The organism is Nocardioides sp. SYSU D00038 (assembly GCF_016924665.1).
In the GTDB taxonomy this organism is placed as follows: domain Bacteria; phylum Actinomycetota; class Actinomycetes; order Propionibacteriales; family Nocardioidaceae; genus Nocardioides.
This window is the reverse complement of record NZ_JAFFJT010000005.1, coordinates 70,721-97,670: the sequence shown is the minus strand read 5'-3', so window position 1 is coordinate 97,670 and position 26,950 is coordinate 70,721. Positions and strand designations below refer to the sequence as shown.

Below are 26,950 nucleotides of genomic sequence, written 5' to 3'. Positions count from 1 at the left end.
CGGTGGTCGACCAGTCCCGCAGCGGTGCTCCGCGGATCCTCGTCGTGGACGACGAGCCCGACATCCGCGACAGCCTGGCCGGGGGACTCGCGTTCGAGGGGTACGACGTGCGCACGGCGGCCGACGGCGGGGCGGCGCTCGGGTGCATCGCCGAGAGCGTGCCCGACCTGGTCGTGCTCGACGTGGGGATGCCCTACGTCGGTGGCCTCGAGGTGTGTCGGCGGATCCGGTCTCGGGCGATCGACGTGCCGGTCCTGCTGCTGACCGCCCGCGACGGCACCGACGACCGGGTGCTGGGCCTGGACGCCGGCGCCGACGACTACCTGGTCAAGCCGTTCGCGCTGGAGGAGCTGCTGGCCCGGCTGCGGGCCCTGCTGCGCCGGCGCCGCGGCCCGACCGACCCGGTGCTGCGGTACGGCGGCGTGGTGCTCGACCCGACGACGCGGGAGGCGACCCGCGACGGGCGGCCGCTGGAGCTGACCCGCACCGAGTTCGACCTGCTCGAGCTGTTCCTCCAGAACCCGCGCCGGGTCCTGGAGCGCCAGCTGGTCCTGCGGGAGGTCTGGGGACTCGACTTCGACTCCGGCTCCAACACCCTCGACGTGTTCGTCGGCTACCTGCGACGCAAGACCGAGGCGGACGGCGGCACCCGGCTGCTGCACAACGTGCGAGGCGTCGGCTACGTCCTGCGCGAGCCCGGATGACCGCCGTGGTGCGCAGGCTGACCATCCGCTCCCGCCTCGCGCTGCTCTGCGCGGCGGCCGTCGCCCTCGGCATCGTCGCGGCCAGCGTGGTCGCCTGGGTGGCCGCGCGCGAGACGATGCGGGCCCAGGTCGACGCCTCGCTGGAGGCACCGACCGTGGTGCGCAGCGTGCGGCTCGCGGCGGACGCGGCGCGCGACGAGCTGCCGGCCCCGCTGCCCGACGTGGCGGCGCGGCTCTGCCAGGACCTCCCGCGGACGTCCGAGGGGGACCGGCTGGTCGCGAACGTGCAGGTCATCCTCGCCAGCGGGCAGATCTGCAGCCTGGGGCGGGAGACGCCGATCCTCGAGCCCACGGCCGAGGAGCTCGCCGTCGCCACAGACGGCAGGGGCGAGGTGATGCGCGACGCCGTCGACACCGACGGCGACGACGTGCGGGTGCTCACGCGACCCCTCGACGGCGGCTCCGCCGTGCAGACCGTGCGGTCGCTCGAGGAGGTCAACGCGACGCTGGGCCGGCTCGCCTGGGTCCTCGGTCTCGCCGCGGGTCTCGGCGTGCTGCTCGCCGCGCTGGCCGGGTGGTACGTCGCCCGCACCACGCTGCGCCCGGTCGAGCGGGTGGCCGACGCCGCCGAGCACGTCGCGGCCACCGACGACCTGAGCGTGCCCCTGCGCTACGACGCCGCGCCCTCGGGGGCCGCGCCGCGCGACGAGGTCGCCCGCCTGACCTCCTCGTTCAACGCGATGACCACCCGGCTCGCGGCGTCGCGGGCGCGACAGCAACAGCTGGTCGCCGACGCCAGCCACGAGCTGCGCACCCCGGTCACCAGCCTCCGCACCCACGTCGAGTGGCTGCTGCGTGCCGACGACCGGGGCCGACCGCTCTCGCCGGAGGAGCGTCGACGGGTCGGACGCGCGGTCCTCGGCCAGGTCGAGGAGCTCACCGACCTGATCGCCGAGCTGGGTGAGATCGCGCGCGGAGGCGCGACCGGCGACGTCGTGCCCGTGCGCCTCGACGAGGTCGCCCTCCGGGCCGTCGACCGGGCGCAGCGGCGCGACCCCGGGCGACGCCTGGAGATCGACGTCGAGGAGGGTATCGAGCCGGTCCTCGGCGACCCGGCGGCGCTCGAGCGCGCGGTCGTCAACCTCCTCGACAACGCGCTCAAGTTCTCGTCCGGCCCGGTCGGCGTGTCCGTGCGCGCCCGCACGGTGACGGTCAGCGACCGAGGCCGTGGGCTGCCGCCGGCCGACCGGGCGGCGGCCTTCGGGAGGTTCTGGCGCTCGGCCGAGGCCCGCGAGCTGCCCGGCTCCGGCCTCGGTCTCGCGATCGTGGCCGACGTCGCCGAGCGGCACGGCGGCACGACGTTCTTCCTGCCTCGCGACGGAGGCGGGAGCGAGGTCGGCTTCACCGTCGCCGGCCCCGCCCACTGACTCCCCAGCGGTCCTTCACGATCCTCTCAGCCGTCCTTGGCCGAGCCCACGAACGGGCTTCCTAGCGTCGCCGTCACCCGGGCCACGACGTGCCCGCGACGGAAAGGCCAGGAGAGATGAGACGACTGGGTGCGGCGCTGTGGTTCGCCGCCTTGCTGTTCGCCGCCAGCGCGTGCGGGTCGGAGGACGACGGAGCCACCGGGGTGGCCAGCCTCGAGGAGCCCGCCACCGCCGACGAGAGCGGCGACGACGGGGACGGGGACGGGGACGGGGGCGACGAGACGAAGTCGGCCGAGGAGCAGGCGCTGGCGTTCGCGCAGTGCATGCGCGAGAACGGCGTCGACATGCCCGACCCGCAGGTGGACGAGGACGGCCGCCTCCAGCTCCGCGCGGGGGGCGGGCCCGGCAAGCTGCCCGACGAGGCGACGCTCGAGGCGGCCCAGGAGGCCTGCGCGGACCTGCGCCCCGACTTCGGCGGCGAGCTGTCGCCGGAGGACCGCTCGGAGATGCAGGACCGGGTGCTCGCCTTCGCCCAGTGCATGCGCGACAACGGCATCGACATGCCCGACCCGGACTTCCAGGGCGGCATGGTCCGGTTCGGTCCGCCGGAGGGTGTCGACCCCGAGGACCCGGCGTTCCGGGAGGCGCAGGAGACCTGCATGGAGGAGTCCGGCATGGACCAGGGGATGCGCCCGTGACGGTGCTCGCGGTGCCGCGGGTGCGGCGGGCGGCGCTCGGGGTGGTGGTCGTCGCCGTGGCGGTGGCCGGAGGCACGGCGTACCTCTGGCAGCGCGACGTCGACGCCGCCGCGGACGACGGCGCGGACGCCCCCGCGACCCGCGCGACCACCACCGCCGAGCGCCGCACCCTGGTCGACTCGGAGCGGGTGACCGGCACCTTGGAGTACGCCGGTGCGGTCACGGTCACCGCGAACGGCGAGGGCACGTTGACCGCGCTGCCCGAGGAGGCGAGCGTGCTCCGGCGCGGGGACGTCGCCTACCGGGTGGACGACCTGCCGGTCGTGGTGCTGCTCGGCACGCTGCCGATGTGGCGCGACCTCCACGAGGGGGTCGAGGGCGGCAAGGACGTGCGCCAGCTCGAGCGCAACCTGGAGCGGCTCGGCTACGACCCGGGGACGGTCGACCAGGAGTTCACCTCCTACACCGAGGCCGCCCTGCTCGACCTCCAGGAGGACCTCGGCGTGGCCGAGGACGGGGTCGCCGCACCGAGCGACTTCGTGGTCGTCGAGGAGGCGCTGCGCGTGGGTGCGCACGCGGTGGAGGTCGGGCAGCCGCTGCTCCCTGGGACACCGGTGGAGCTCTACGCCGCCTCGGGGCTCGATCGCGTCGTCAACGTCGACCTCGACCCGTCGGACGAGTCGCTGGCCGAGCTGGGCGCGAAGGCGACGGTCACGCTGCCCGACGGCACCACGATCAGGGCGACGGTGTCGTCGGTCGGCGAGGTCGAGACGACCACCGCCGCCGACGGCACGGAGACGTCGACCCTCCCGGTCGAGCTCGCCGTCAGGAGGCCGGGGAAGGTCGCCGACCTCGACGTGGCGACCGTGAGCGTCGACCTCGCTCGCGACACCAAGAAGGGCGTGGTCGCCGTCCCGGTGACCGCACTGGTCGCCCTGGCCGAGGGTGGCTTCGCCGTCCAGCTGGTGGAGGGGGCGGGGACACCGGTGCTCACCGCCGTGGAGCCCGGGCTCTACGCCGACGGCTACGTCGAGATCCTCGGCGGCCTCGACCTCGGCGACACCGTGGTGGTGCCGGCATGAGCGGGCCCGTCCTCGACGTACGAGACGTGCGCAAGAGCTACGGCGACCTCGAGGTGCTGCACGGAATCTCGTTGACGATCGGCCACGGCGAGCAGGTCGCCGTCGTCGGACCGTCCGGGTCGGGGAAGTCCACGCTGCTGCACATCGTCGGCACCCTCGACCGGCCGACCTCGGGCACGGTCGTGGTCGACGACCGCGACACCTCCGAGATGTCGGAGGCGGAGCTCGCGGGCCTGCGGTCGCACCGGATCGGGTTCGTGTTCCAGTCCTTCCACCTCCTCGACGGGGTGAGTGCGACCGACAACGTCGCGCAGGGGCTGCTCTATCGGGGCGTACGCCGCCACGAGCGCACCCACCGGGCCCGCGAGGCGCTGCGACGGGTCGGCCTGGGGCACCGGCTCGAGCACGACCCTCGGCTGATGTCGGGAGGCGAGCGCCAGCGCGTCGCGATCGCGCGGGCACTGCTCAACCGTCCGGCGATCGTGTTCGCCGACGAGCCCACCGGCAACCTCGACAGCCGCTCCGGTGCCGAGGTGCTGGCCCTGCTCGGCGAGCTGCACGCCCAGGGAACCACGGTCGTGGTCATCACCCACGAGCACGAGGTGGCCGCCGCGATGCAGCGCCGGGTCGAGATCAGGGACGGCCTCGTCCACGCCGACTCACTCGCGTCCGTGGCCGGGGGCCTGCGGTGAGCCGGCTTCGGTCGCGGGTGCGCCTGGTCGACCAGGCTCGGGTCAGCGGCGTGGCCCTGCGCTCGAGGAAGGTCCGCAGCGTGCTCTCCGCCCTCGGCATCGCCATCGGAGTCGCGACCGTGGTCAGCGTGCTGGGCATCTCGAGGTCCTCGCAGGCCGACCTCCTCGACCAGCTCGACGAGCTGGGCACCAACCTGCTGCAGGCGGAGTCGGGCGAGGGCTTCGGGTTGGGCGACGACACCACGCTGCCCGACACCGCCGCAGCCGGTGTCCGCAACATCGCACCGGTGCAGTCGGTCGCCATGGTCACCGAGCTCGGGGAGTCCGTGCTGCGCAGCTCGCTCGCCGACCCCGACCAGACCCAGGGCATCTCGCTGAGGGCCGCCGAGGCGAGCACGCTCGACGCCCTGGCCGGGACGATGGCGGAGGGTCGGTTCCTCGACGACGCGATCGGTGCGTACCCGACGGCCGTGCTCGGTGCGGTCGCGGCGGAACGGTTGGGCCTCACCGAGGTCGACGGTCGGACCTCGGTGTGGATCGGCGGACGCTCGTGGCTGGTCGTCGGGATCATGGACGAGCTGCCGCTGGCGCCCGACCTCGACCGCTCGGTCCTCGTGGGCTACGCCGCCGCAGAGGCCTACGTCGAGGACGATCTCGCGCCCACCCGGCTCTACGTCCGCGCCGACGCCGACGTCGTCGACGACGTGGCCTCGGTGCTCGCGGCCCAGGCCAACCCCGAGGCGCCCGAGAACGTCGACGTCTCGCGGCCCTCCGACGCGCTGGAGGCCAAGGCGGCGGCCGAGGACGCGTTCACCTCGCTCTTCCTCGGTCTCGGCGCCGTGGCGCTGGTCGTGGGCGCCGTCGGCACGGCGAACGTGATGGTCATGTCCGTGCTCGAGCGTCGCGGCGAGATCGGGCTCCGGCGTGCCCTCGGTGCGACGCGCGGGCACATCCGGGTGCAGTTCCTCGTCGAGGCGGTGCTGCTGTCCGTCGGCGGCGGCGTGCTGGGGGTGCTCGGCGGCGCCGGGGTCACCCGGGGCTACACCGTGTGGAACGAGCAGCCGTACGCGCTGCCGGCGGCGGCCGTCGGCTACGGCCTGCTCGCGGCCGTCGGGATCGGGGTGCTGGCCGGCGTCTACCCGGCGGCCAGGGCGGCCCGCCTCTCCCCGACCGAGGCGCTCCGGTCCGGGTGACGGGCCGGTCAGCTGCCGCGGGACGCCGGCGCCTCGGGCGGACAGTCGATCCGCTCGAGGCGTGTCCAGCCCCGGTAGCCGCGCTGCTCGAGCAGCACGAGCAGTCGTGGGGCGACCGGCACCGAGTCGAGGAAGATCCGGTCGAGGAGGGCGACCACGCCGTCGTCGAGCGCGAACTCGCCCGCGGACTCGTAGTCCTCCCAGCCCTCCGACGACTCCTCGATGAGCGCGACCAGCCGGTCGGCGAAGGCCGGGAGCCGTGGGTCGTCGGCGTCCCAGTCGGCCACGTCGACCATGTCGCGGTAGAGCTCGGTGACGGCCGGGGTCTCGAGCTGGGCGCTCTTCAGGGCCATCAGCGGGCCCATCTGGTCGGGCAGCTGGGCGGCCACCAGGATCCAGGCGTCGCGCTCCATGTCGACGACCCGCTGCGGGACGCCGAGCTCGCGGAGCCGGTCGACGTACGCGACGGCCTCGGGCGGCAGTGCCAGGCTGTCACCGGCCGCCAGCTGCGCCACCCGAGCGCGGTGCTGCTGCCGCTCGCGGATCTCGGCGCGCAGCCGGCGGTCGATCTCCCGCACCGCCGTCGCGAACTGCTCCTCGTCGGCCTCGAGCAGCTCCTGCACGCGGGAGAGCGGGACGCCGGCCTCGGCGAGCGTCCTGATCCGGATCAGCTGGACGACCGCCGCGGCGTCGTAGCGCCGGTAGCCGGAGTGGTCGCGCTCGGGCTCGGGCAGCAGCCCCTTGGCGTGGTAGTGCCGCACCGCGCGCACCGTCACGCCGGCGTAGTCCGCGAGCTGGCTGATGGTCAGCACGTCCCACCTCCGTCCGGGGCCATCCTGCCGCGCGGGTCAGGCGAGCCGGCGACGGTACGCCGCCATGGCGAGACCGTAGGCGAGGACGAGGAGGCCGACGCACCAGGCGAGTGCGAGCCAGCCTTCGCTGCCGACGGGCTGCTCGGCGTAGAGGTTGCGCAGCGTGTCGACGACCGAGGTGACCGGCTGGTGCTCGGCGAACACCCGCACCGGGCCGGGCATGCCGTCGGTGGGCACGAACGCCGAGCTGAGGAACGGCAGGAACAGCAGGGGATAGGCGAAGCCCCCGGCGCCGTCGGTCGACTTGGCGGCGAGGCCGGCGATCACGGCGAGCCAGGTCAGCGCCAGGGTGAACAGCACCAGGATGCCGACCACGCCGAGCCAGGCCAGGACGCCTGCCCCCGAGCGGAAGCCCATCGCCAGGGCGACCAGCACGACCAGCACGAGCGAGACCAGGTTGGCCACCAGCGAGGTCAGCACGTGGGCCCACAACGTCGCGGAGCGGGCGATCGGCATCGAGTGGAACCGCTCGAAGATGCCGCCCTGCAGGTCGAGGAAGAGGCGGTAGGAGGTGTAGGCGACGCCGGAGGCGACGGTGATCAGCAGGATGCCGGGCAGCAGGTAGTTGACGTAGCTGCTGTCGTGGCCGGTCTCGATCGCGCTGCCGAAGACGTAGACGAAGAGCAGCATCATCACGATCGGGGTGACCGCGGTGGTGATGATCGTGTCGGGGCTGCGCAGCACGTGCCGCAGGGAGCGCCCGGTCAGGGTGGCGGTGTCGCCGAGGAGGTGCTTGGTCATGCGTCGTTCCCTCACTGGTGGGTGTCGGCCGGCTCGGCGGCGTCGCTGTCGGACGGGTGGGTCGGGTCGTCGTCGCCGACGAGGGCGAGGAAGACGTCCTCGAGGCTCGGCTGCCCCTCGACGTACTGCACCTCCGCGGCCGGCAGCAGCGCCTTGAGCTCGGCGAGGGTGCCGTCGACGATGATCCGGCCGCGGTGGAGGATCGCGATCCGGTCGGCGAGCTGCTCGGCCTCCTCGAGGTACTGCGTGGTGAGCAGCACCGTGGTGCCGCCCCCGGCGATCTCCCGGACCGCGCGCCAGACCTCGAGCCGACCCTGGGGGTCGAGGCCGGTCGTCGGCTCGTCGAGGAAGACCACGGGCGGGTCGCCGATCAGGCTCATGGCGATGTCGAGCCGCCGGCGCATGCCGCCGGAGTACGTCGCCACACGTCGGCCGCCGGCCTCGGTGAGGGCGAACCGGGCGAGCAGCTCGTCGGCCGTCGAGCCCGGGTCGTCGACGTGGCGCAGCCGGGCGACCAGCACCAGGTTCTCGCGCCCGGTCAGGATGTCGTCGACGGCCGCGAACTGGCCGGTGAGGCTGATCGCCTCGCGGACCCGCTCAGCCTGGGTGGCGACGTCGTGCCCGTGCACGACCGCGGTGCCGCTGTCGGCCCGCAGCAGCGTGCTGAGGATCTTGACGAGGGTGGTCTTGCCGGCTCCGTTGGAGCCGAGCAGGGCGAAGATGCTGCCGCGCGCGACCTCGAGGTCGACGCCGCGGAGCACGGGGGCGTCGCCGTAGGACTTGGTGATCCCGGCGACCCGGATGGCTGCTTCGGATGTCATGGAGACACCGTGCAACCCTGACGCAGGGTCAAGGTCAAGCGCCCGCGTCGGGCGGGAGCTCGGGCCTGTCGGCTAGGCGGGCGGGTAGCCCTGACCCGTCAGCACCCGGGCCAGGTGGGCGGTGTTGGCGGCCGCCGTCCTCGTGGTCGACACCGTCTTCTCGGGCTTGGGGTCGAGGTCCTGGTAGTCGGTGGCCTGCATGGCCTCGCCGACCCAGTACGTCGACCCGTTGGCCGCGATGGTGAAGCCGGTGTCGTTGAGGGCCTGGAGCAGCTCGGCGGTCACGTGGTGGGCGCCGTCCTCGTTGCCGACGACGGCGACCGCGGCGACCTTGTTGTACGTCGACATCCGGCCCTGGTCGTCGGTCTCGCCGAGCTCGGCGTCCAAGCGCTCGAGCACCATCTTGGCCACCGACGACGGCTGGCCCAGCCAGATCGGCGTGGCTAGCACGAGGATGTCGGCGGCGAGCATCTTGGCCCGCAGCTGCGGCCAGGCGTCGCCGTCGCCCTCGTCGGTGGTGACGCCGAACCGCACGTCGTGGTCGACGACGCGGACGACCTCACCGGTGACGTCGTGGTCGCGGAGCGCGTCGAGCAGCTCCTGGCCGAGCAGGGTCGCGCTGGAGTCGGCCGGCGACGGCTTCAGCGTGCACGACAGGACGAGGGCGGTCAGCGACACGGGTCAGCTCTTCTTCGCAGCGGCCTTGCCGCCCTTGCTGCCGGCCTTCTTCTTCTGCGCGGTGGTGCCGCCCTGGCTGCTGTCGCTCTTGGTCTTCCCGCCCCCGCTGGACTTGCCGCCCTTCTTGGAGGCGTCCGGGGTGTTGGCGATCTTGGCGGCGCGCTGCTTCGACATCCCCTTGTTCTTCAGCGCCTCGTACTGCTTCTCGTTCTTCACGTTGGCGGACTTGCTCGGCATGGCTCCTCCATCGCTAGCAGATCGGACCCCACCGGTACCCGCGCTCCCTCAGTCGGACTCCTGCGCCGCCTGCTCGTCGAGCAGCGCTCGGGCGTGCCCGCCGTCGTCCTCCTGGTCCAGGGCGCGGTGGAAGCTGTCGAGCTTCTGCTCGCCGGCGGGGAACGGCGGCAGCAGCGGCCAGTCGGCGTCGACGACCGCCTCGAGCACGACCGGCCGGTCGGCGGCCAGCGCGCGGTCCCAGGCGACGCCCACGTCGTCGCCCGCCCCGACGCGGATGCCGGTGAGCCCCAGCAGGTCGGCGTACGCCGCGTAGGGGAAGTCGGGCAGCGACTGGCTGACGTCGTAGCGCGGGTCGCCCTCGGTCTCGCGCTGCTCCCACGTGACCTCGGCGAGGTCGCCGTTGTGGAGCACGAGCACGACGAACCGCGGGTCGGCCCAGTCGCGCCAGCGGGACGCCACCGTGACCAGCTCGGCGATCCCGTTCATCTGCATGGCACCGTCACCGACCAGCGCGACGACGGGCCGGTCGGGGGACTCGAGCTTGGCGGCCAGGCCGTAGGGCAGCCCGGAGCCCATCGACGCGAGGGTCGAGGACAGGTGGGCCTGGACGCCGGGCGGGAGGGTGAGGTGGCGGGCGTACCAGTAGACGACCGAGCCGACGTCGACGCTGACCTGGGCGTCGGCGGGCAGCCGCGGGGTGAGCGACCGGACGACGTGCTCGGGGCTGAGCGGCGCGGCGTCGGCGGCGGCCCGCTGCTCGGCCACCCGGTGCCAGCGCTCCACCTGGGCCTCGACGTCCTGCTGCCACGCGGAGCCGGACCTGTCGTCGAGCAACGGCAGCAGGGCGGTGACGGTCTCGGCGGTGTCGCCGACCAGGCCGACCTCGACGGGGTAGCGGTTGCCGAGGTGGCGGCCGTCGATGTCGATCTGCACGCCGCGGGCCTGTCCTGGGGCGGGGTAGAACTCGGTCCACGGGTCGTTGGTGCCGACCATCAGCAGGGTGTCGCAGTGGTCCATCAGCCACGCCGAGGCCGTTGTCCCGAGGTGGCCCATCACCCCGCAGCTGGTGGGCAGCGTCTCGTCCCACCACGGCTTGCCGAGCAGGCTGGTCGTCACGCCCGCGCCGAGTCGCTCGGCCAGCGCGCGCACGAGGTCGCCGGCGTCGCGGGCGCCCTGGCCGACCAGGAGCGCCACCCGTTCGCCGGCGTTGAGCACGGCCGCGGCCTCGGCGAGGTCGTCGTCGGTGGGGACCACCCGGGGCGGGCGCCACTGGGGGGTGGTCGGCACGACGCCGTGCTCGTGCGGCGGCTCGTCCGGAGCCGCCTCAACCTGCACGTCGTGGGGGAGCACGACCACGCACGGCGACCGGGTCGCCAGGGCGGTGCGGAACGCGCGGTCGAGGACCATCGCCGCCTGCTCGGGGGCCAGCACCGCCTGCACGTACTGGGCGGCGACATCCTTGAACAGCGCGGTCAGGTCGATCTCCTGCTGGTACTCCGAGCCCAGCGCGGTCGTGGGCTGCTGCCCGACGATCGCGACGACCGGCTGGTGGTCGAGCTTGGCGTCGTAGAGGCCGTTGAGCAGGTGCACGGCGCCCGGGCCCTGGGTGCTGGTGACCACCCCCACCCCGCCCGTGAACTTCGCGTGGCCGACCGCCATCAGCGCGGCGTTCTCCTCGTGCCTGGCCTGGACGAACGACGGGTCGCCGTCGGCGCGGCGCAGCGCCCCCATCAGGCCGTTGATGCCGTCGCCGGAGTAGCCGAAGACCCGGTGCACGCCCCAGGCGCGCAGCCGCTCGACGACCAGGTCGGCGACCAGCCGGGGCGGCCGCTCGTCCTGCTCGCTGTCCACCTCAGGCACGCGGGGTCACGCGGACGCGTTGGGGTCGGCGCCCTCCGCGCCGTGGCCCTGCGGGCTGGTGTTGTCGGTGCCGCCGAGGTCGCGCAGGAAGTCGTGGCAGCGCTGGGCGCGCTGGGAGTCCTGCTCCATGACCTCCTTGAAGAACTGGGCGATGTCGTCGCGGCCGGCGTTCTCGGCGTCCCGGACGTACTGGCCGTAGTCGTGACCCGCCTTGAGCGAGTGGTACTGGAGCGACACCAGGTCGTAGGTGACGTCGTCGAAGCCGGTCTCTCCGGTGGCCATGTCGTGGTCCTTCCGTGTGCGGATGGGGCTGGCCTGTACCCGAGGTGCACGCGGTCAACCGTCCGGCCGAGGGGCCGGGATCGCGCCCGTTGGGGTGAGACCCGGACGACCGGGCTGGCCTAGCGTGGTGACTCCCGGCTCAGCAGCGGCCGTCGGGATCGAGACCTCGGAGCCGTGCCATGCAGGCCACCTTCACCACCACCTACGAGCCGCCCGTCGCCACGCTGGCGATCGTCGGTGAGCTCGACATCGTGAGCCGGGGTCGCCTGGCCTGGCGGCTGGCCGAGCTGACCACGCTCGGCTGTCGCACGGTGCGGCTCGACGTCGGCCGGGTCACCTACGTCGACGGCCGCAGCGTGCGTCTCATCGACCAGACGCGCGAGCGGCTCGAGGCCCGCGGTGCGACCCTGGACATCATCGCCGCCTCGGCCTGCTTCGCCCGCGTCGTGACAGTGGGCCGGTTCAGGAGACTGGCGGCCGCCTGTGCGGCCGCGACCACCGGGTCGGCGCCGTGGTGATCTCGCTGGTGATCGTGATCGCGCTGGCCGCCACGTTCGTCGTCGTCCACGGCTGGGTGGGTCGCCACCGGTGAGCGGCCACGCCGGGGACCGGTCGCGACGGTCACGACCGCGCCGCCGCGCCTGACCGGCGGGCCAGGACGGCGAAGGCCTCCCGCAGCTCCACCGGCTCGACGACCTCGAGGTCGGCGTCGAAGCGGCACAGCGAGGCGGCCAGCGCCGCCCACGACCACGACCCCTGGGTGAGCCGCGTGCGGGTGGCGTCGACCTCCACGGCGACGCCGTCGCCGACGTACGGCCGGGCGTCGGCCAGGGGCAGGTCGACGACGACGACGCCGGTGCACGGCCACCGCGGTCCCTCGTCGGAGCCGCGGAAGCGGGCGGTGACGAACGCGGCGACGTCGCCGCCGGGGAGCTCGCGGGGGGTGAACCGCGGGCCGGTCGGCACCCGCGGCGAGATGCGGTCGGCGCGGAAGGTGCGCCAGTCGTCGCGGTCGAGGTCCCAGGCGACGAGGTACCACCGGCCCCGCCAGGTGACGAGGTGGTGGGGCTCTACCCGGCGGGGCGCCGCGTCCGAGGTGCCGCCGGAGTCGCCGTACCCGAACCGGAGCACCTCACGGCCGCGGACGGCGGCGCCCACGGCGAGGAGGGAGTCGCGGTCGACCGGAGGCGCAGTGCTGCCGGGCGGCACGACGACGTCGACGGGCAGCGCGTCGAGCCGGTGCCGCAGCCGCGCGGGCAGCACCTGCCGCACGGAGCCGAGCGCCCGGAGCGCGGCCTCGTCGACCTCTTCGTCGAGACCGGACGCGTTCGTCGCCACGAGCTGCAGCGCCACGGTCAGCGCCACGGCCTGGTCGTCGTCGAACAGCAGCGGCGGCAGCTCGGAGCCCGCCTCGAGGCGGTAGCCACCCTCGGGACCCTTGAACGTCGCGATCCGGTAGCCCAGCTCGCGCAGCCGGTCGATGTCGCGGCGCACCGTCCGGGGACTGACGTCGAGCCGCTCGGCCAGCACGCCGCCGGGCCAGTCGCGCCGCGTCTGGAGCAGGGAGAGCAGGGCGAGCAGGCGCCCGGACGTCGTGGTCATGTCGCCATGGTGCCCGGAGAAGAGGACACAACCTGTCCTGTACCTGCTCGAGACTCGTGGCGGAGCGGCCACCGGGGCCGCCGAGACCAAGGAGTCCGTCGTGTTCAACGTCCTGGGTGACCTCAGCTGGCTGGCGGTCGCCGTCGCCGCCGTCGCGTCCGTCGTGCTGGCCGGAGTGTGGTTCGCCGTCGTCGTCGCCAAGCCCTACGCCGTCGCGCTGGGCCGCGAGGGCGCCCCGGCGCCGGCCCCGACCCTGCTCACCGCCGCCGGCCCGATCGTCTGCCAGCTGGTCACGGTGCTGACCACGGCCGTCCTCGTCGAGGCGCTCGACGTCACCGGCACCGGAGACGCCGTGGCGTTCGGCCTGATCGTGGGCATCGGCTACCTGGCCGCGATGACCTTCCAGATCGCCATCAACCCGAACTTCCCGCGCCCGCTGCTCTACGGCGCGGTCAACGCGCCGTTCTTCGTGGTCACCAGCGTCCTCAGCGCGGTGGTGCTGGTGGCGATGCGCTGACGCGCCGCGGCGACCCGGCCGCTACCACGGGGGGCCGTCGGGCCGCGCCCGGCGCTCCGGGCGAGCTTGCGGAGCTGGGGCACCAGGTTGCGCCGGTTGGTGTCGGCGAGCCAGCCGTTGGGCAGCGACAGCCGCACCACCTTGTGCCAGGCGCTGCCGACCTGCTGGACGAGCGGGCGCGAGCAGTAGCTGAGGCCGTACTTGTCGAAGACCTGGCGCACCCGTGGCGCTATCTCGGCGTAGCGGTTGCTCGGCAGGTCGGGGAACATGTGGTGCTCGATCTGGTGGGACAGGTTGCCGGCGAGCAGGTGCAGCACCGGCGGTCCGGAGATGTTGGCCGAACCGAGCATCTGGCGCACGTACCACTCGCCGCGCGACTCGTCCTCGTCGAGCTCGTCGAGCTCGAACGCCTCGACGCCCTCGGGGAAGTGGCCGCACATGATGATCGAGTGGCTCCACAGGTTGCGCACCAGGTTGGCGGTCGCGTCGGCCGAGAGCGTCGCGCGCCAGCCGCGGCCCGACAGCAACGGCCACACGACGTAGTCCTTGGCGGCCTGGCGCAGCCCCCGCTTGAGGGTCGTGATCGCCTCCGCCTTCTTCTCCGGCGTCATCTTCCGCTTGTCGCGCAGGTGCTCGCCGAGGTCGAGGTCGTACATCGCGATGCCCTGCTCGAAGATGCAGGCGGTCACGAGGTTCTGGATCGGCTGGAGGAGGTAGCGGGGCCGCCACTCCTGGGCCTCGTCGACGCGCATGATGCCGTAGCCGAGGTCGTTGTCCTTGCCGATGATGTTGGTGTAGCGGTGGTGCACCTGGTTGTGCGCCCGCTGCCACTGCTCCGGCGGGGAGGTGTGGTCCCACTGCCAGGTGGAGGAGTGGATCTTGGGGTCGCGCATCCAGTCCCACTGGCCGTGCAGGACGTTGTGGCCGATCTCCATGTTGTCGAGGATCTTGGCCAGGCTCAGCGCGGTCGTGCCGACCACCCACGCGGTGCGGTTGCGGCCCGCCAGCAGCACCACCCGGCCGCCCAGCTCGAGGCAGCGCTGCACCTTCACCAGCCGCCGGATGTACGCCGCGTCGCGCTCGCCCCGGTCGTCGAGGACGTCCTGCCGGATGGCGTCGAGGTCGTGCCCGAGCAGCTCGACCTCAGCGGCGGTGAGTCCGCCCGGCGTGCTGGTGGTGGTCGTCATGCCCCTACAGTGCCCGATCGCTCCACGAGCGAACGTCAGGTCCGGCTCGGGGACTCCGAGAGCGCCCAGCTGGCGAGAAGGGTCAGGGCCTCGCGCGAGGAGGTGCCGGGCTCGGTGGTGTAGACGAACAGCGTCTGGTCGGGATCGCCGGGGAGGGTGAGGCTCTCGTACTGCACGGCGAGCTCGCCCACCACCGGGTGCTGGAGCCGCTTGGTGCCGAAGGTGCGCTGGAAGACGCCGTGCTCCTCCCACCAGGCGGCGAACTCGGGGCTCCGCTCGGCGAGCTCGGCGACCAGGTCGTGCAGGGCGGGGTCGTCGGGGTGGGTGCCGACCTCGAGCCGGAGGTTCTCGACGCAGGTGCGGGCCTGCTCCTCCCAGTCCACGAACAGCGACCGGGCCGACTCGTCGAGGAACATCCAGCGGGCGTAGCTCCGCTCGCGCGGCGGCACGGCGTCGAAGTCGGTGAACAGCGCCCGGGCCAGCCGGTTGCTGGCGAGCACGTCGGTGCGGCGTCCGAGCACCAGCGCCGGGTGGCCCTCGAGGGAGTCGAGGAACTGGTGCAGGCCCGGGCGCACCCGCTGCACGGTCGGCGTACGACGCCGCGTGGGGCGGGCCGACGTGGCGGTGAGGTGGCCGAGGTGGGCCCGGCCGGTCTCGTCGAGCCCGAGGGCCCGGGCGAGCGCGTCGAGCACGCCCTCGGACGGCGTGATCCGGCGGCCCTGCTCGAGCCGCGTGTAGTAGTCGGTCGAGACCCCGGCCAGCATGGCCACCTCCTCGCGGCGCAGGCCGGGGACCCGGCGGATCCGGCCGTCGTGGGGGAGGCCGGTGCCGGCGGGGTCGACGCGGGCGCGGGCCCGGCGCAGGAAGTCCGCCAGCTCGCGGTTGGTGGTCGCCATGGCGCCATTGTGGCAACGGGTGCGCCGTGCTGCCTGGGTCTGCCAGTCCCAGGCAGCACCGTCCCAGGCAGCACCGTCCCAGGACGGGCAGGGCCGATGGTGCGGCCCCGCGAGGCTCTCGCGCTGCCAAGACTGGAGAGGCCGCCACCGGTCCGGTGACGGACCCGCCGAGAGGCGGACCGCATCCACCCCGAGGAGCACCCATGACCATCCACCGTTCCGTCCGCGTCGACCACGCCGGCGGCCCGTTCGAGGTCGTCGCCACCGAACCGGTCGAGCCCGGCCCCGGCCAGGCCCGCGTCAGCGTCGAGGCGGTCGGCATCTGCCACACCGACGCCTACTTCGTCAACGGCGGCTACCCGCTCGAGTGGCCGGCCGTCCTCGGCCACGAGGTCGCCGGGCGCGTCGACGCGGTCGGTGCGGGCGTCGAGGGTTGGCAGGTCGGTGACCGCGTCGCCGTCGGCTGGTTCGGCGGCAGCTGCGGCCGCTGCGACGCCTGCCGGTCCGGCGACTTCATCTCCTGCCCCGAGGTCAAGGTCCCGGGCTGGCAGTACGCCGGCGGGTACGCCGACACGACGGTCGTGCCCGTCGACGCGCTGGCCCGGGTGCCCGAGGTCTTCACCGCCGTGGAGGCAGCGCCGATGGGCTGCGCCGGCGTGGCGACGTTCAACGCGCTGCGCCGCAGCGGTGCCCGCCCGGGCGACCTGGTCGCCGTGCTGGGCGTCGGCGGCCTGGGCCACCTCGGCGTCCAGTTCGCGAGCCGGATGGGCTTCGAGACCGTCGCCATCGCGCGCGGTGAGGCGAAGTCGGAGCTGGCGCGCGAGCTCGGTGCCCACCACTTCGTCGACGCCGAGGCCGGCGACGTCGCGGCCCGGCTGCAGGCCCTGGGCGGCGCCCGGGTGGTCCTGGCCACCGCGATGAGCTCGGCCGCGATGGGCGCGGTCGTCGACGGGCTGCGTCCCCACGGCGAGCTGCTGGTCGTCGGTGCGACCCCCGAGCCGATCGAGGTCAGCCCGTTCCAGCTGATCGCCCCCAGCCGCACCGTGCACGGACACCCGTCGGGCACCGCCAAGGACGTCGAGGACACCCTGCGGTTCGCGGCGCTCACCGGTGTGCGGCCGATGACCGAGACCTTCCCGCTCGACGAGGTGACCGCCGGCTACGAGCGGATGCTTTCGGGCGACGCGAGGTTCCGGGTGGTCCTCACCACGGGCCGGTGAACCGCGAGGTGCGGGTGACGGCGGTCCTGGTGGCCGCCGTCCTCGCCGTCGTCTCGCACGTCTACGTCACGATCCCGCTGGTCCCGGCCATCGCCGGGGAGCAGGGCACGACGATCGGCGCGGCGGCCTGGACCGGCAGCGTGTTCGGCGTGGGCTTCGCCCTCGGCGCCCTGGTGTTCCCCACGGTCTCCGACCACGTCGACCCGCGCCGGGTGATGGCCGCCGGGCTGGTGGTGGTCGCCGTCGCCGACGTGGTCGCGGGCCTGGCCCCGGACCTCGTGGTGCTGGTGGCGGCCCGGGCGGTGCAGGGCTTCGTGGCCCCCGCCCTGCCGCCGGTCGCCCTGGCCTACCTGCCCCGGGTGGTGCCGGTGCGGGCGGTCCCGGCCGCGCTGGCGGTGGTGTCGAGCGCCTTCCTGCTCGCGGGGATCGTCGGCCAGGCCTGGTCGCTGCTGCTGCTGCCCGGGCTCGGCTGGCGCTGGACGCTGGTCGCCCCGGTGCCGCTCCTGCTGCTGCTCGCGGTGCTGGTGACGCGGCTGCCGGCGACCCCCCCACCCGCCACCGCCGCGTCGGTGGTGCAGGTGGTGCGCACGCTGGGCTCGCTGCTGCGACGCCGCCAGGTCGTGGTCGGCTACGTCGCGGCGGTCACCGTGCTCACCTCCCTGGTCGGGATGTACGTCGCCCTGGCCGCCTCGAGCGCCGGCCTCGGCGCCACCGGGCCGGTCTCGGGCCTGCTGCTGCGGCTGCCCGGTCTGCCGGGCATCGTGCTCGGCTGCCTCGCCGGGGTGGCGGTCCGGCGCTGGGGCCCACGCGCGGTCGGTGCCCCGGCGTTCCTCGTCGCGGCCGGAGGACTGGCGGTCGAGGCGGTGGCCGGCCCCCCGTGGCTCGTCCTGCTCGGGAGCGGCGTCTTCGTCGCCGGGCTGGCGGTGGCCGTACCGGCCGTGGTGGCCGTGGTCGGCGACGCCAGCCAGGACGCCCCGGGCGCCGGCATGGCGGGCTACGCGTTCCTCGTCGGGCTCGGCGTCTGCCTCGGTCCGCTGCTCGCCGACGGGCTGGCGGGCGGCGACCTCGGCGTCACCTGCGGGGTGCTGGCCGGGGTGCTGCTGGTGCCCGCCGTCGCCCTCGCCGCCTTGAGCCGCCCGCGCGCCCGGCCCGCCTGACGCCCGCCGCCGGGCAAGATGGGCCCGGACAGGGAGGCCTGGACAGGGAGGCCTGGACAGGGAGGCCTGGACAGGGAGGCCTGGACAGGGAGGCCTGGACAGGGAGGTCGGATGGCAGGACGCGACCAGCTCAAGCCGATGACCCGGCTGGTGCGGATCATGGCCGTGCTCGAGCAGGCCGGGCCGGCGGGCGCGACCCGTGACCGCCTGGTGGCCGTGGCCGACTACGGCGACGCCGACCCCGGCACCCAGCTCGCCAAGGACCTCAAGCACCTGCGCGAGCAGGGCTGGCAGATCGACAACGTCGCCGGGCCCGGTGAGCCCGCGCGCTACCGGATGGTGAGCGGCGACAACCGGCTCCGGCTGCGGCTGTCGCCGGCCCAGGTGGCGGCCCTCCAGCGGGCGGTGGCGCTCGCCGACCGGGCCGACCTCGCCACGGCGCTCGGAGTCGAGCCGGCCAGCCTGCCGGTCGAGGTGACGAGCAAGGTGGTGCCCCACGTCGACAGCAGCGCGCTGTCGCGGGCCCTCCAGGCGGTGCAGCACGGCAGCCGGATCCGTTTCTCCTACAAGGGGACCGACCGGCTGGTGCACCCCGCGACGGTGAGCTTCCAGAGCCACCAGTGGTACCTCAGCGGCGTCGAGGAGGGCGACACCCGGGTCAAGCACTTCGCGGTCAACCGGATGGGCGGCCCCGCGCTCGACCCGCCCGGCAGCGCCGCGCCCGCACCCCAGGTCGGGCGACCCGCGCTGCACCCTCTGCTGTGGGAGGTCGACGAGCCGGCCGCGGTGGTGCTGCGGGTGCCTGCCGACTTCGTGCCCGACGTCGAGCGGTGGCTGCTCACCTGCGACACCGCGATGGCCGACCCCGACGCCGGCACGGTCGAGCTCACCTACACGGTGACCCACCGTGCGGCGTTCCGCGCCCGGGTCTACGTGCTCGGCACCCGGGTCGCCGTGGTGGGTCCCGACGACTTCCGCGCCGAGCTGCTCGCCGAGCTGCGCGAGCTGGCGGGCGCCTGATGGCCGCGCCCCGGTTCGCCCAGCGGGTGGGACGCATCCCGCGGCTGCTGGCGCTGCTCTCGACGTACCCCGACGGCCTGACGCTGCACGACCTGGCGGCCCGCTTCGACACCGACGCGACCACGATCCGCGAGGACCTCACGACCTACCTCGAGCTGGAGTCGTGGGGCTGGAGCTTCGACATCTTCCGGCGCTCGGTCATCGAGTTCACGGTGCCTGAGGGCAGCCCGGACCCCGACGACCCTGACGACCCTGACGACCCCGACGACCCCGACGCCGCGATCGTCGTGCGGGTCGTGAGCGACGACCCGTTCGGCCTCGGCGTGGAGAACCTGTCGGCGGGCGACCTGGGGGTGATCTACACCGCGGGGCTCGCGCTCCTCGACGTCGAGCCCGACGACACCGACCTCGCTGCCGCGCTCGAGGTGATCAGCGAGACGATGTACGGCGAGCAGCCGGCCGCGCCGCACCGGCTCGACCGCAACCGGTTCGTGGCTCCCCTCATGGACGCCCGGTCCGAGCACCGACGGGTGCGCATCCTCTACTCCAACACCTGGCGCGAGCACGTCGACCACCGCATCATCGAGCCGCTGCGGCTGCTGCAGACCCACCGCGGCTGGGAGGTCGACGCCGGCCCGGTGGGCCCCGAGGGCAACCTGCGCACCTTCCTGGTCAGCAACGTGCGCGACGTCGAGGTGCTCGACGAGACCTTCGACCCACCCGACGACGTCGAGGCCCGGCTGCAGCGGCAGCGGCGCACCACCACGGTGCGCCTCGAGCTCGCCCAGGACGCCCGCTGGGCTGCGCACATGTGGGCCGAGGAGGTGCACGTGGTGGCCGAGGACGAGACGTCGTTCGAGGCCGACCTCGAGCTGCTGCCGCCCGTCGGCGGTCGGGTCGGCCTGATCATGCTGGCCAGCGGGCCCGACACCCGGGTGGTCGAGCCGACCTCGGTGCTACCCGAGGCGGTCGGCATGGTGGAGGAGCTCCTGCGCCACCACGAGGGCTGAGCCCGCGGGTCAGGCGGCCGGCCGGCCCGGCCACCACCAGTTGCGCTCGCCCAGCAGGGTCATCGCGGCCGGCAGCAGCAGTCCGCGCACGATCGTGACGTCGACCAGGATCGCGACGGTCATGCCGACCCCGACCTCCTTCACGGCCACGAGCTCGCCGGCGGCGAAGCCGAGGAAGACGATCGAGATCGCCAGCGCCGCCAGGGTGACGACCGGGCCGGAGGCGGTGATGCCAGCGAGCACCGCGCGGTCGTTGGCCTCGCGGCCACCAGGTGCGGCGTCCCAGGCCTCCTTGATCCGCGCCACGAGGAACACGTGGTAGTCCATCGACAGGCCGAAGACGAACATGAACAGCAGCAGCGGGGTGGTGATGTCGAGCGCGCCCCAGGGGTCGAACCCGAGCAGCGAGGAGCCCCAGCCCCACTGGAAGACCGCGACGACGACGCCGAGCGTCGCGGCCAGCGACAGCAGGTTCAGCGCCAGCGTCTTGAGGGGTACGACGAGCGAGCGGGTCAGCCGCAGCAGCAGGAGGCCGGTCACGACCACGACGACCAGCGCCGCGAGGGGCAGCCGGTCGGCGACGGCGGCCCGGGCGTCGACCAGCTCGGCCGCCGGCCCCCCGACCTGCACGGTCAGCTCGCCGTCGAGACCGCGCACCTCGGTCACGAGCCGCTGGGCGGTCGCGCCGGCGGTCGACCCCTCGGGCTCGACCCACAGCCGGGTCCAGCCGTCGGCCAGCGGGTCGGTGAGCACCACCTCGCCGCTGCCGTCGAGCTCGTTGATCCGACGGGTCAGCTCGGTCACCCGGGGGTCGTCGGGCGGCGCGTCGGCCAGCACGGTCAGGGGAGTGGTGGCCTGGGCCGGGTGGGAGCGCTCCACCGCCTCGTGCACCAGGCGGGGCTCGCTGTCCGCCGGCAGCGCGCGGACGTCGGAGTTGCCGACGTCGAGGGCGAGCAGGGGAGCGGCGAGCAGGAGCAGCAGCCCCGTCGACGCCAGCAGCACCGACCACGGCCGCGCCTGGGCCAGCCGGGCCAGCCGGACGAGCAGCGAGCGCGCCGGGGGTCGGCGCCCGGCCAGGAAGCGGCCGGCCCCGGGGGCCGGGACCTGCTCGTGCCCGGCCGCGACCAGGGCGGGCGCCAGGGTCAGGCCGGCCGCGGTGGCGACGGCGACCGCCACGACGCCGCCCACCGCCGTACCGGTGAGCAGCGGGTCGTCGAGCAGCAGCAGGCCGGCGAGCGCGGAGCCGACGGTGAGGCCCGAGACGAGCACGGTGCGGCCCGCGGTCGCCAGGGTGCGGCCGAGCACGTCGCCCAGGTCGTCCCGCTTGCGGGCCGCGGCCCGCTCCTCGCGGAACCGCGCCAGCACGAGCAGGCTGTAGTCGACGGTGAGGCCGAGGCCCAGCACGGTCACGACGTTGACGGCGTACTCGCTCACGGAGGCGACCGACGCGACACCGCTGAGCGCCAGCAGTGAAGCGGCGACCGCACCGAGCGCGGTCAGCACCGGCAGCGCGCCCACCAGCCAGCCGCCCAGCACCACGACCAGGACCCCGAGCAGCAGCACCAGCGCGGCGCCCTCGCCCCGCGCGGCGTCGGTCACCGCCTGCTCGGCGAACGCCTCCTCGGCGAGCAGCTCCCCGCCGACGAGGACGCTGGGGAACTGGATCGTGCGCAGCGTGTCGGCCACGCGCTCGGCGACGGCCAGCGCCTCGTCGCGGTCGAGCGCGGGGTCGAGCTCGACCTGCACCAGCGCGCCCTGGCCGTCGGCGGACAGCTGCTCGGCGGCGCCGGTGGTGTAGGGGTCGCGCACCTCCGCGACGCCGGGCAGCGCCGCGACCTCGTGCAGCACGGTGCTCGCCTGGTCGACCAGCACCACGGCGAGGGCGTCGGTGCCGGAGAGCACCGCGACCAGCTGCTCGCCCTCGGCGTCGACCCGAGCCAGGTGGCGGTCGACGAGCGTAGACTCCACGCCGGCGCGGTCGCCGGGCTCCTCGGCCCGGTCGAACACCGAGCCGCCGAGCACGGCCCCGGCCACGACCAGGACCGCCCACGCGGCCAGCACCACCGCCCGTCGGCGGTGCACCCATCGGCCCAGCCGCTCCAGCACGGGACGGACTGTAGCCGTCCGGCGGCTTTCGTCCGAGATGCCCGAAGTTCGGACAGCGCTTGCCTACTTTCGCAAGTCGGTTGCTAAAGTGACCCCCGTCACGTCAGCGCCCGGTAACCACGTCCGGGCCGTCCAGGAGGTCAGTGGTGTCTCGCACCCGTCTGTCCCAACGCCCTGCCCGCCCCGCCAGGCGTCGTCCGCTGGCCCTTCTCCTCGCCACAGCGGTCGGCCTGGGGATGGCCACCACCGTGACCGCGGCCTCCGCGCTGCCACCCGGCGACGAGCCGGGCGTCACGATGCGCGCCTACCAGCTCGGCCAGGGCATCTCCGAGCTCTGCGACATCAAGGCCGGCCAGACGCCGAACGTCGACGAGATCCGGCCGACCATCGACTGGGACTCCCCCGAGGAGTTCGGTGGCCTGCAGGACAACTACATGGTCCACGTGCGGGCCAACCTCAGCATCGAGACCGCCGGCAGCTACCAGTTCCGGATCACCAGCGACGACGGGTCCGAGCTGTTCATCGGTGACCAGCTGGTCATCGACCACGACGGCCTGCACGGCCCGACCGCCAAGGAGGGCACCACCACCCTCTCCGCCGGCGTGCACGAGCTGCGCATCAACTTCTTCGAGGCGACCAACGGCGAGCGGCTGACCCTGGAGTGGAAGAAGCCGGGCGACGCGTCGTTCTCGATCGTGCCGACCAGCGTGCTGAGCACCGAGGAGGGCGTCACCCGCGTGACGCACCCCGGGTTCAAGCAGTGCGAGGGGCAGAACGACACCGCCGGCGACGGCCTCCAGCTCGACTCCGTCAACCCCGCCTACGACCTGGTCAACCTGCGTGAGCAGGCCTTCGAGCCCAAGGTCTCGGGCCTGGAGTGGATGGGCGACGACCTGCTCGTCCTCACCTGGGGCGGCAACGGCAACGACCAGGGCAACGTGTCGCTGGGCGAGCTCTGGCGGCTCTCGGGCGTCAAGACCGCCACCAGCCCGGCCGGCGTGACCCGCACCAAGATCGCCGACACGCTCAAGGAGCCGATGGGCGTCAAGGTGGTCGACGGTGACATCTACGTGTCCGAGAAGCACCAGATGACCAAGTTCGTCGACGCCAACGACGACGGAACCTTCGAGGGCCGGTCGGCGCTGGCCACCTGGCCCTTCGACGGCAACTTCCACGAGTTCGCCTTCGGCATGCTCTACAAGGACAACAAGTTCCACCTCAACCTGTCGGTCTCGATCAACCTGGGCGGCGCGACCACCGTGCCCCAGGGCTCGCACGACCGCGGCACCCACATCACCGTCGACAAGGACACCGGCGAGGTCGAGTACGTCGCCGGCGGCCTGCGCACGCCCCACGGCATGGGCTGGGGCCCCGACGGCGAGATCTTCGTGACCGACAACCAGGGCGGCTGGCTGCCGGCGTCCAAGCTGATCGAGATCAAGCCCAACCGGTTCTTCAACCACTTCACCACCGGCCCCGGCAACACGCCCGGCCGCTTCGACGACGAGCCGGTCACCAAGCCGGTGCTGTGGATGCCGCAGAACGAGATCGCCAACTCGCCGAGCACCCCGGTGACCGTCGACGAGGGCCCCTACGCCGGTCAGCTGCTCATCGGCGACGTGACCTACGGCGGCCTGCAGCGCGCGTACCTCGACAAGGTCGAGGGCGAGTACCAGGGCGCGCTGTTCCGGATGAGCCAGGGCTTCGAGGCAGGCGTCAGCCGCGTCCTCAAGGGTGACGACGGCTCGCTCTACATCGGTGGCATCGGCTCGGGCGGCAACTGGGGCCAGGCGGGCAAGCTGCGCCACGGCCTGCAGAAGCTCGAGCTCAACGGCACCGTTCCCTTCGACATGCAGTCGATGAAGGTGATCGAGGGTGGCTTCGAGGTCACCTACACCAAGCCGCTCGCGCCGGCGACGCTGACCAACCTGGCCAGCAAGTACGACCTGCAGCAGTGGAGCTACAAGGCCACCGCGCAGTACGGCGGTCCCAAGCTCAACGAGGAGACCCTCGAGGTCACCAGCGCCACGCCGTCCCAGGACGGTCGCACCGTGACGCTCCAGGTCGACGGCATGAAGCCCAACCGGGTCGTCCACCTGCGGTCCCCGCGGCCCTTCGCCGCGGCCTCCGGCGAGCAGCTGTGGAGCACCGAGGCGTGGTACACGCTCAACACCTACCCCGGCTACGTCGAGCCGCCGCCGGAGCCGGCGCCGTTCGGCCTCTACCAGCTGGAGGACGGCGAGCTGTCCGGCTCCGCCAGCATCGCGACCGAGCACGCCGGCTACAGCGGCACCGGCTTCGTGGCAGGCATGGGCAACGACGGCGCGGGCAGCAAGATCCAGGTCGTCGTCAACGAGGCTGGCACCTACGACCTGACCATCGGCTACGCCAACGGGCCCAACCCGTTCGCCGGCGCCAAGAAGGTCAGCCTCTACGTCGGTGACCAGCGCACGGTGGTCTCGCTGCCGTCGACGAGTGACTGGAAGACCTGGGGCACCTACGTCCTCCCGGTGCAGCTGCCGGCGGGTCCGTCGACCCTGCGCCTGGTCCGCGACCCCGGCGACGACGGGCACGTCAACCTCGACTACGTCCGGGTGACCAAGCCGACGGCGAAGCGCTACGAGGCGGAGTCCGCCACGCTGGGCGGCGGCGCCAACAAGCAGACGCAGCACCCGGGCTACAGCGGCACCGGCTACGTCGGCGGCATGGAGCCGGTGGGCGCCTCGGTGGCGTTCACGGTCGAGGCCGAGAGCGCCGGCGAGCACGCGCTGAAGCTGGGCTACTCCAACGGCCCCAACCCGTTCGACGGGTCGAAGAAGATCAGCCTGAAGGTCAACGACGGCGCCGCCGAGCAGATCACGCTCCCGCGCACCGGCAGCTGGCAGACCTGGGCCACCGCCACGGAGACCGTGGAGCTCGAGGAGGGCACCAACACGGTGACCTACCACGTGGCCCAGGGCGACGACGGCGCGGTCAACCTCGACTACGTCGACGTGTCCGAGCCCGGCCCCGTCTGCGACCCGGGGAACCCGGTCGCGGCGGACGACGAGTTCGAGGGCGACGAGCTCGACACCTGCCGGTGGAGCACCGTGCTCAACCCGTTCGCGGGCGGGCTCGAGGTCGCCAGCGGCAAGCTGCGGATCGCCGCCCACCCCGGTGACATCACCGGCGGCACGGTCAGCGCGAAGAACATCGTGCTCCAGGACTCCCCGGAGGACGACACCTGGGCCGCGACGACGCAGCTGTCGCTCAGCGGCTCCGACGACTACCTCCAGGGTGGTCTGGTCGCCCACACCAGCAACGCCAACTACGCCAAGGTGGTGGCGATGCGCAACCCCCAGGGCAAGTGGGTGATCGAGCTGGGACGCCGCATCAACGAGCAGATGGTGTGGGTCAACAGCGCCGCCCTGCCGGGCGCGCCCAAGAACCTGCAGCTCCAGATGGTGTCGACCGGCACCGTGCTGCAGGGCAGGTACTCCCTCGACCAGGGGCAGACCTGGACCTCGCTCGGGGCCGGCTACCCGCTGACCGGGCTGGTCGCGCCGAAGATCGGCGTCGCGGCCTACAACGGCACCGGCAACGAGGTCGCGTCGTTCGAGCGGTTCACCGTGACCGAGCCGACCGTCGAGCCCGACACCTGCCAGCCCGGCGCGGCCGACCCCGGCTACCGGACGCTGTTCGACGGCACCGCCGAGAGCCTCGAGAGCTGGAACATGGCCGGTCCGGGCTTCTTCACCCGCGAGGCCGACTGCACGCTGATGACGCACGGCGGCCTGGGCCTGCTGTGGCACGAGGAGCCGCTCGCCGGCGACTACTCGCTGCAGCTGGACTGGAAGCTGGTCGCCGACCACAACGGCGGTGTCTTCGTCGGGTTCCCCGACCCGGGCAACGACCCGTGGGTGGCCGTCGACAAGGGCTACGAGATCCAGATCGACCGCACCGACGACCCCGACAGCACCACGGGCGCGATCTACAACTTCCAGTCCGCCGACCTGGTGGCCCGGGACGCGGCGCTCAAGCCGGAGGGTCAGTGGAACCACTACGAGATCCGCGTCGAGGGTGACCGGATCCGGATCTACCTCAACGACACGCTGGTCAACGACTTCACCAGCGAGGACCCGGAGCGGCTGAAGTGGCCGTCGTACATCGGCCTGCAGAACCACGGCAACGGCGAGAACGTCTACTACCGCGACGTCCAGGTCAAGAACCTGGCCGACCCGGAGAACGTCACGCCGACGGTCACCGTCACCGCGCAGCCGGCGCAGGTGCCGGTCGGCAGCACCGCCCAGGTGCAGGTCGAGGTCGACTCGGCCGCGCAGGAGACGCCGACCGGCCAGGTCGTGCTCTCGGTCGCGGGCGAGGAGCAGCCGCCGGCGACGCTGGTCGACGGCAAGGCCACCGTGACGGTCGGGCCGTTCGACGCCGAGGGCCAGGTCGCGCTGTCGGCGGCGTACGCCGGTGACGTGGCCCACGACGCGGCGGTGGGCAGCGGCTCGCTCACCGTGGTCAAGAAGCCCGTGGTGCCGCCGACCCAGCCGCCGGCCAAGCCGAAGGTGACGGCGATCGGCGGGAAGGTCGACGCCAACAAGGCGCGGCGCACGGCCACGATCGGGCTGCGCTGCGGCCCGGTGGACTGCGTCGGCAAGGCGGTCCTGAAGACCAGGGGTGCCTCGGGCAAGAAGCTGGGGTCCGGCCGGTTCGCCGTCCAGGACCGCAGCCGCGGCCGGCTGAAGCTGAACCTCAACCGGCAGGCCCGCCTGCAGCTGGCCAGGAAGGGCTCGGTCAAGGTCGTGCTCGTCGTGACCCACCGCGACGGCACCACCCAGCGCCTGAAGCTCCGGCTGACCAGGTGACCGAACGCTGACGGGCCCGGTGACTCCTCAGGTGATGGGGGAGGCCACCGGGCCCGTCAGCCTTTTCCGGCCCCGCCCGGCTCCGTCCGGCGGCC

24 protein-coding genes are annotated in these 26,950 nt (G+C 73.4%); 13 read left to right on the top strand and 11 right to left on the bottom strand.

Annotated features, from left to right (window positions below; translation table 11 throughout):
• Nucleotides 1–2: 2 nt before the first annotated feature.
• The 6 genes from JT721_RS01365 to JT721_RS01340 all read left to right on the top strand — a co-directional run bounded on the left by JT721_RS01365 (nucleotide 3) and on the right by JT721_RS01340 (nucleotide 5,796).
• Nucleotides 3–704 carry a response regulator transcription factor gene (locus tag JT721_RS01365; protein ID WP_307827805.1) on the top strand — a complete coding sequence of 234 codons (702 nt, stop codon included), beginning with the start codon at nucleotides 3–5 and terminating at the stop codon, nucleotides 702–704.
• Nucleotides 701–2,131, top strand: coding sequence for a HAMP domain-containing sensor histidine kinase (locus JT721_RS01360; protein ID WP_205471093.1), 1,431 nt, complete (start codon nucleotides 701–703; stop codon nucleotides 2,129–2,131). The genes JT721_RS01365 and JT721_RS01360 overlap by 4 nt, the downstream gene beginning before the upstream one ends.
• 116 nt (nucleotides 2,132–2,247) lie before the next feature.
• A complete protein-coding gene (locus JT721_RS01355; protein WP_205471092.1) occupies nucleotides 2,248–2,829 on the top strand; it encodes a hypothetical protein in 582 nt (193 codons plus the stop codon).
• On the top strand, nucleotides 2,826–3,911 hold the full coding sequence (locus tag JT721_RS01350; protein WP_205471091.1) for a peptidoglycan-binding protein: 1,086 nt from the start codon (nucleotides 2,826–2,828) through the stop codon (nucleotides 3,909–3,911). The genes JT721_RS01355 and JT721_RS01350 overlap by 4 nt, the downstream gene beginning before the upstream one ends.
• Entirely contained in the window at nucleotides 3,908–4,603 is a 696-nt protein-coding gene (locus tag JT721_RS01345; RefSeq protein ID WP_205471090.1) for an ABC transporter ATP-binding protein, read from the top strand. The genes JT721_RS01350 and JT721_RS01345 overlap by 4 nt, the downstream gene beginning before the upstream one ends.
• Nucleotides 4,600–5,796: an ABC transporter permease gene (locus JT721_RS01340; RefSeq protein WP_205471089.1), complete on the top strand. Its 1,197-nt coding sequence runs from the start codon at nucleotides 4,600–4,602 to the stop codon at nucleotides 5,794–5,796. Before JT721_RS01345 ends, JT721_RS01340 begins: the two co-directional genes overlap by 4 nt.
• Nucleotides 5,797–5,804: 8 nt before the next feature.
• Here JT721_RS01340 and JT721_RS01335 read toward each other — a convergent pair whose 3' ends face one another.
• The 7 genes from JT721_RS01335 to JT721_RS01305 all read right to left on the bottom strand — a co-directional run bounded on the left by JT721_RS01335 (nucleotide 5,805) and on the right by JT721_RS01305 (nucleotide 11,287).
• Complete coding sequence (locus JT721_RS01335) at nucleotides 5,805–6,608, bottom strand: MerR family transcriptional regulator (RefSeq protein ID WP_205471088.1); 804 nt, start codon at nucleotides 6,606–6,608, stop codon at nucleotides 5,805–5,807.
• 36 nt (nucleotides 6,609–6,644) lie between these two features.
• A complete protein-coding gene (locus JT721_RS01330; RefSeq protein ID WP_205471087.1) occupies nucleotides 6,645–7,409 on the bottom strand; it encodes an ABC transporter permease in 765 nt (254 codons plus the stop codon).
• 11 nt (nucleotides 7,410–7,420) lie between these two features.
• A complete protein-coding gene (locus tag JT721_RS01325) occupies nucleotides 7,421–8,230 on the bottom strand; it encodes an ABC transporter ATP-binding protein (protein ID WP_205471086.1) in 810 nt (269 codons plus the stop codon).
• Nucleotides 8,231–8,302: 72 nt separating this feature from the next.
• Entirely contained in the window at nucleotides 8,303–8,908 is a 606-nt protein-coding gene (locus JT721_RS01320; protein ID WP_205471085.1) for an NAD(P)H-dependent oxidoreductase, read from the bottom strand.
• Between the two features lie 3 nt (nucleotides 8,909–8,911).
• Nucleotides 8,912–9,145 carry a hypothetical protein gene (locus JT721_RS01315; protein WP_205471084.1) on the bottom strand — a complete coding sequence of 78 codons (234 nt, stop codon included), beginning with the start codon at nucleotides 9,143–9,145 and terminating at the stop codon, nucleotides 8,912–8,914.
• Between the two features lie 48 nt (nucleotides 9,146–9,193).
• A complete protein-coding gene (locus tag JT721_RS01310; protein WP_307827799.1) occupies nucleotides 9,194–11,005 on the bottom strand; it encodes a thiamine pyrophosphate-requiring protein in 1,812 nt (603 codons plus the stop codon).
• Between the two features lie 6 nt (nucleotides 11,006–11,011).
• Complete coding sequence (locus JT721_RS01305) at nucleotides 11,012–11,287, bottom strand: hypothetical protein (protein WP_205471083.1); 276 nt, start codon at nucleotides 11,285–11,287, stop codon at nucleotides 11,012–11,014.
• A 179-nt stretch (nucleotides 11,288–11,466) separates the two neighbouring features.
• Between JT721_RS01305 and JT721_RS01300 the strand changes: the two genes are divergently transcribed.
• Nucleotides 11,467–11,805 (top strand): STAS domain-containing protein, encoded by a 339-nt coding sequence (locus tag JT721_RS01300; RefSeq protein WP_205471082.1) that lies wholly within the window; start codon nucleotides 11,467–11,469, stop codon nucleotides 11,803–11,805.
• Between the two features lie 103 nt (nucleotides 11,806–11,908).
• On the opposite strand, the gene JT721_RS01295 is transcribed toward JT721_RS01300, so the two are convergent.
• On the bottom strand, nucleotides 11,909–12,889 hold the full coding sequence (locus tag JT721_RS01295; protein WP_205471081.1) for a YafY family protein: 981 nt from the start codon (nucleotides 12,887–12,889) through the stop codon (nucleotides 11,909–11,911).
• Between the two features lie 100 nt (nucleotides 12,890–12,989).
• On the opposite strand from JT721_RS01295, the gene JT721_RS01290 reads away from it, so the two are divergent.
• On the top strand, nucleotides 12,990–13,406 hold the full coding sequence (locus tag JT721_RS01290; RefSeq protein ID WP_205471080.1) for a DUF1761 domain-containing protein: 417 nt from the start codon (nucleotides 12,990–12,992) through the stop codon (nucleotides 13,404–13,406).
• Here the strand turns inward: JT721_RS01290 and JT721_RS01285 are convergent.
• Together JT721_RS01285 and JT721_RS01280 are read right to left on the bottom strand one after the other, a co-directional pair.
• Nucleotides 13,331–14,593 (bottom strand): acyl-CoA desaturase, encoded by a 1,263-nt coding sequence (locus JT721_RS01285; protein ID WP_205471079.1) that lies wholly within the window; start codon nucleotides 14,591–14,593, stop codon nucleotides 13,331–13,333. The two genes, JT721_RS01290 and JT721_RS01285, sit on opposite strands and share 76 nt — an antisense overlap.
• Nucleotides 14,594–14,628: 35 nt before the next feature.
• Complete coding sequence (locus tag JT721_RS01280; RefSeq protein ID WP_205471078.1) at nucleotides 14,629–15,489, bottom strand: helix-turn-helix transcriptional regulator; 861 nt, start codon at nucleotides 15,487–15,489, stop codon at nucleotides 14,629–14,631.
• 203 nt (nucleotides 15,490–15,692) lie between these two features.
• Here JT721_RS01280 and JT721_RS01275 point away from each other — a divergent pair, with 203 nt between their 5' ends.
• From JT721_RS01275 to JT721_RS01260, 4 genes are all read left to right on the top strand, one after another.
• Complete coding sequence (locus JT721_RS01275; protein WP_205471077.1) at nucleotides 15,693–16,709, top strand: alcohol dehydrogenase catalytic domain-containing protein; 1,017 nt, start codon at nucleotides 15,693–15,695, stop codon at nucleotides 16,707–16,709.
• Nucleotides 16,706–17,866, top strand: a complete 1,161-nt coding sequence (locus tag JT721_RS01270; protein ID WP_205471076.1) for an MFS transporter — start codon at nucleotides 16,706–16,708, stop codon at nucleotides 17,864–17,866. Before JT721_RS01275 ends, JT721_RS01270 begins: the two co-directional genes overlap by 4 nt.
• Before the next feature lie 111 nt (nucleotides 17,867–17,977).
• Nucleotides 17,978–18,886 (top strand): YafY family protein, encoded by a 909-nt coding sequence (locus JT721_RS01265; RefSeq protein ID WP_205471075.1) that lies wholly within the window; start codon nucleotides 17,978–17,980, stop codon nucleotides 18,884–18,886.
• Nucleotides 18,886–19,896: a YafY family protein gene (locus JT721_RS01260; protein WP_205471074.1), complete on the top strand. Its 1,011-nt coding sequence runs from the start codon at nucleotides 18,886–18,888 to the stop codon at nucleotides 19,894–19,896. Before JT721_RS01265 ends, JT721_RS01260 begins: the two co-directional genes overlap by 1 nt.
• A 9-nt stretch (nucleotides 19,897–19,905) precedes the next feature.
• Here JT721_RS01260 and JT721_RS01255 read toward each other — a convergent pair whose 3' ends face one another.
• Nucleotides 19,906–22,002: an MMPL family transporter gene (locus JT721_RS01255; protein WP_205471073.1), complete on the bottom strand. Its 2,097-nt coding sequence runs from the start codon at nucleotides 22,000–22,002 to the stop codon at nucleotides 19,906–19,908.
• A 236-nt stretch (nucleotides 22,003–22,238) separates the two neighbouring features.
• On the opposite strand from JT721_RS01255, the gene JT721_RS01250 reads away from it, so the two are divergent.
• Complete coding sequence (locus JT721_RS01250; RefSeq protein ID WP_205471072.1) at nucleotides 22,239–26,855, top strand: family 16 glycoside hydrolase; 4,617 nt, start codon at nucleotides 22,239–22,241, stop codon at nucleotides 26,853–26,855.
• Nucleotides 26,856–26,950 lie beyond the last annotated feature (95 nt).

Excerpts from the sequence above, each read along its gene's own strand:
- JT721_RS01285 (WP_205471079.1), bottom strand. The coding sequence starts at position 14,593 with ATGACGACCACCACCAGCACGCCGGGCGGACTCACCGCCGCTGAGGTC.
- JT721_RS01300 (WP_205471082.1), top strand. The coding sequence starts at position 11,467 with ATGCAGGCCACCTTCACCACCACCTACGAGCCGCCCGTCGCCACGCTG.
- JT721_RS01250 (WP_205471072.1), top strand. The coding sequence starts at position 22,239 with ATGGCCACCACCGTGACCGCGGCCTCCGCGCTGCCACCCGGCGACGAG.
- JT721_RS01295 (WP_205471081.1), bottom strand. The coding sequence starts at position 12,889 with ATGACCACGACGTCCGGGCGCCTGCTCGCCCTGCTCTCCCTGCTCCAG.
- JT721_RS01275 (WP_205471077.1), top strand. The coding sequence starts at position 15,693 with ATGACCATCCACCGTTCCGTCCGCGTCGACCACGCCGGCGGCCCGTTC.
- JT721_RS01360 (WP_205471093.1), top strand. The coding sequence starts at position 701 with ATGACCGCCGTGGTGCGCAGGCTGACCATCCGCTCCCGCCTCGCGCTG.
- JT721_RS01330 (WP_205471087.1), bottom strand. The coding sequence starts at position 7,409 with ATGACCAAGCACCTCCTCGGCGACACCGCCACCCTGACCGGGCGCTCC.
- JT721_RS01260 (WP_205471074.1), top strand. The coding sequence starts at position 18,886 with ATGGCCGCGCCCCGGTTCGCCCAGCGGGTGGGACGCATCCCGCGGCTG.
- JT721_RS01280 (WP_205471078.1), bottom strand. The coding sequence starts at position 15,489 with ATGGCGACCACCAACCGCGAGCTGGCGGACTTCCTGCGCCGGGCCCGC.
- JT721_RS01315 (WP_205471084.1), bottom strand. The coding sequence starts at position 9,145 with ATGCCGAGCAAGTCCGCCAACGTGAAGAACGAGAAGCAGTACGAGGCG.
- JT721_RS01325 (WP_205471086.1), bottom strand. The coding sequence starts at position 8,230 with ATGACATCCGAAGCAGCCATCCGGGTCGCCGGGATCACCAAGTCCTAC.
- JT721_RS01305 (WP_205471083.1), bottom strand. The coding sequence starts at position 11,287 with ATGGCCACCGGAGAGACCGGCTTCGACGACGTCACCTACGACCTGGTG.
- JT721_RS01265 (WP_205471075.1), top strand. The coding sequence starts at position 17,978 with ATGGCAGGACGCGACCAGCTCAAGCCGATGACCCGGCTGGTGCGGATC.
- JT721_RS01345 (WP_205471090.1), top strand. The coding sequence starts at position 3,908 with ATGAGCGGGCCCGTCCTCGACGTACGAGACGTGCGCAAGAGCTACGGC.
- JT721_RS01355 (WP_205471092.1), top strand. The coding sequence starts at position 2,248 with ATGAGACGACTGGGTGCGGCGCTGTGGTTCGCCGCCTTGCTGTTCGCC.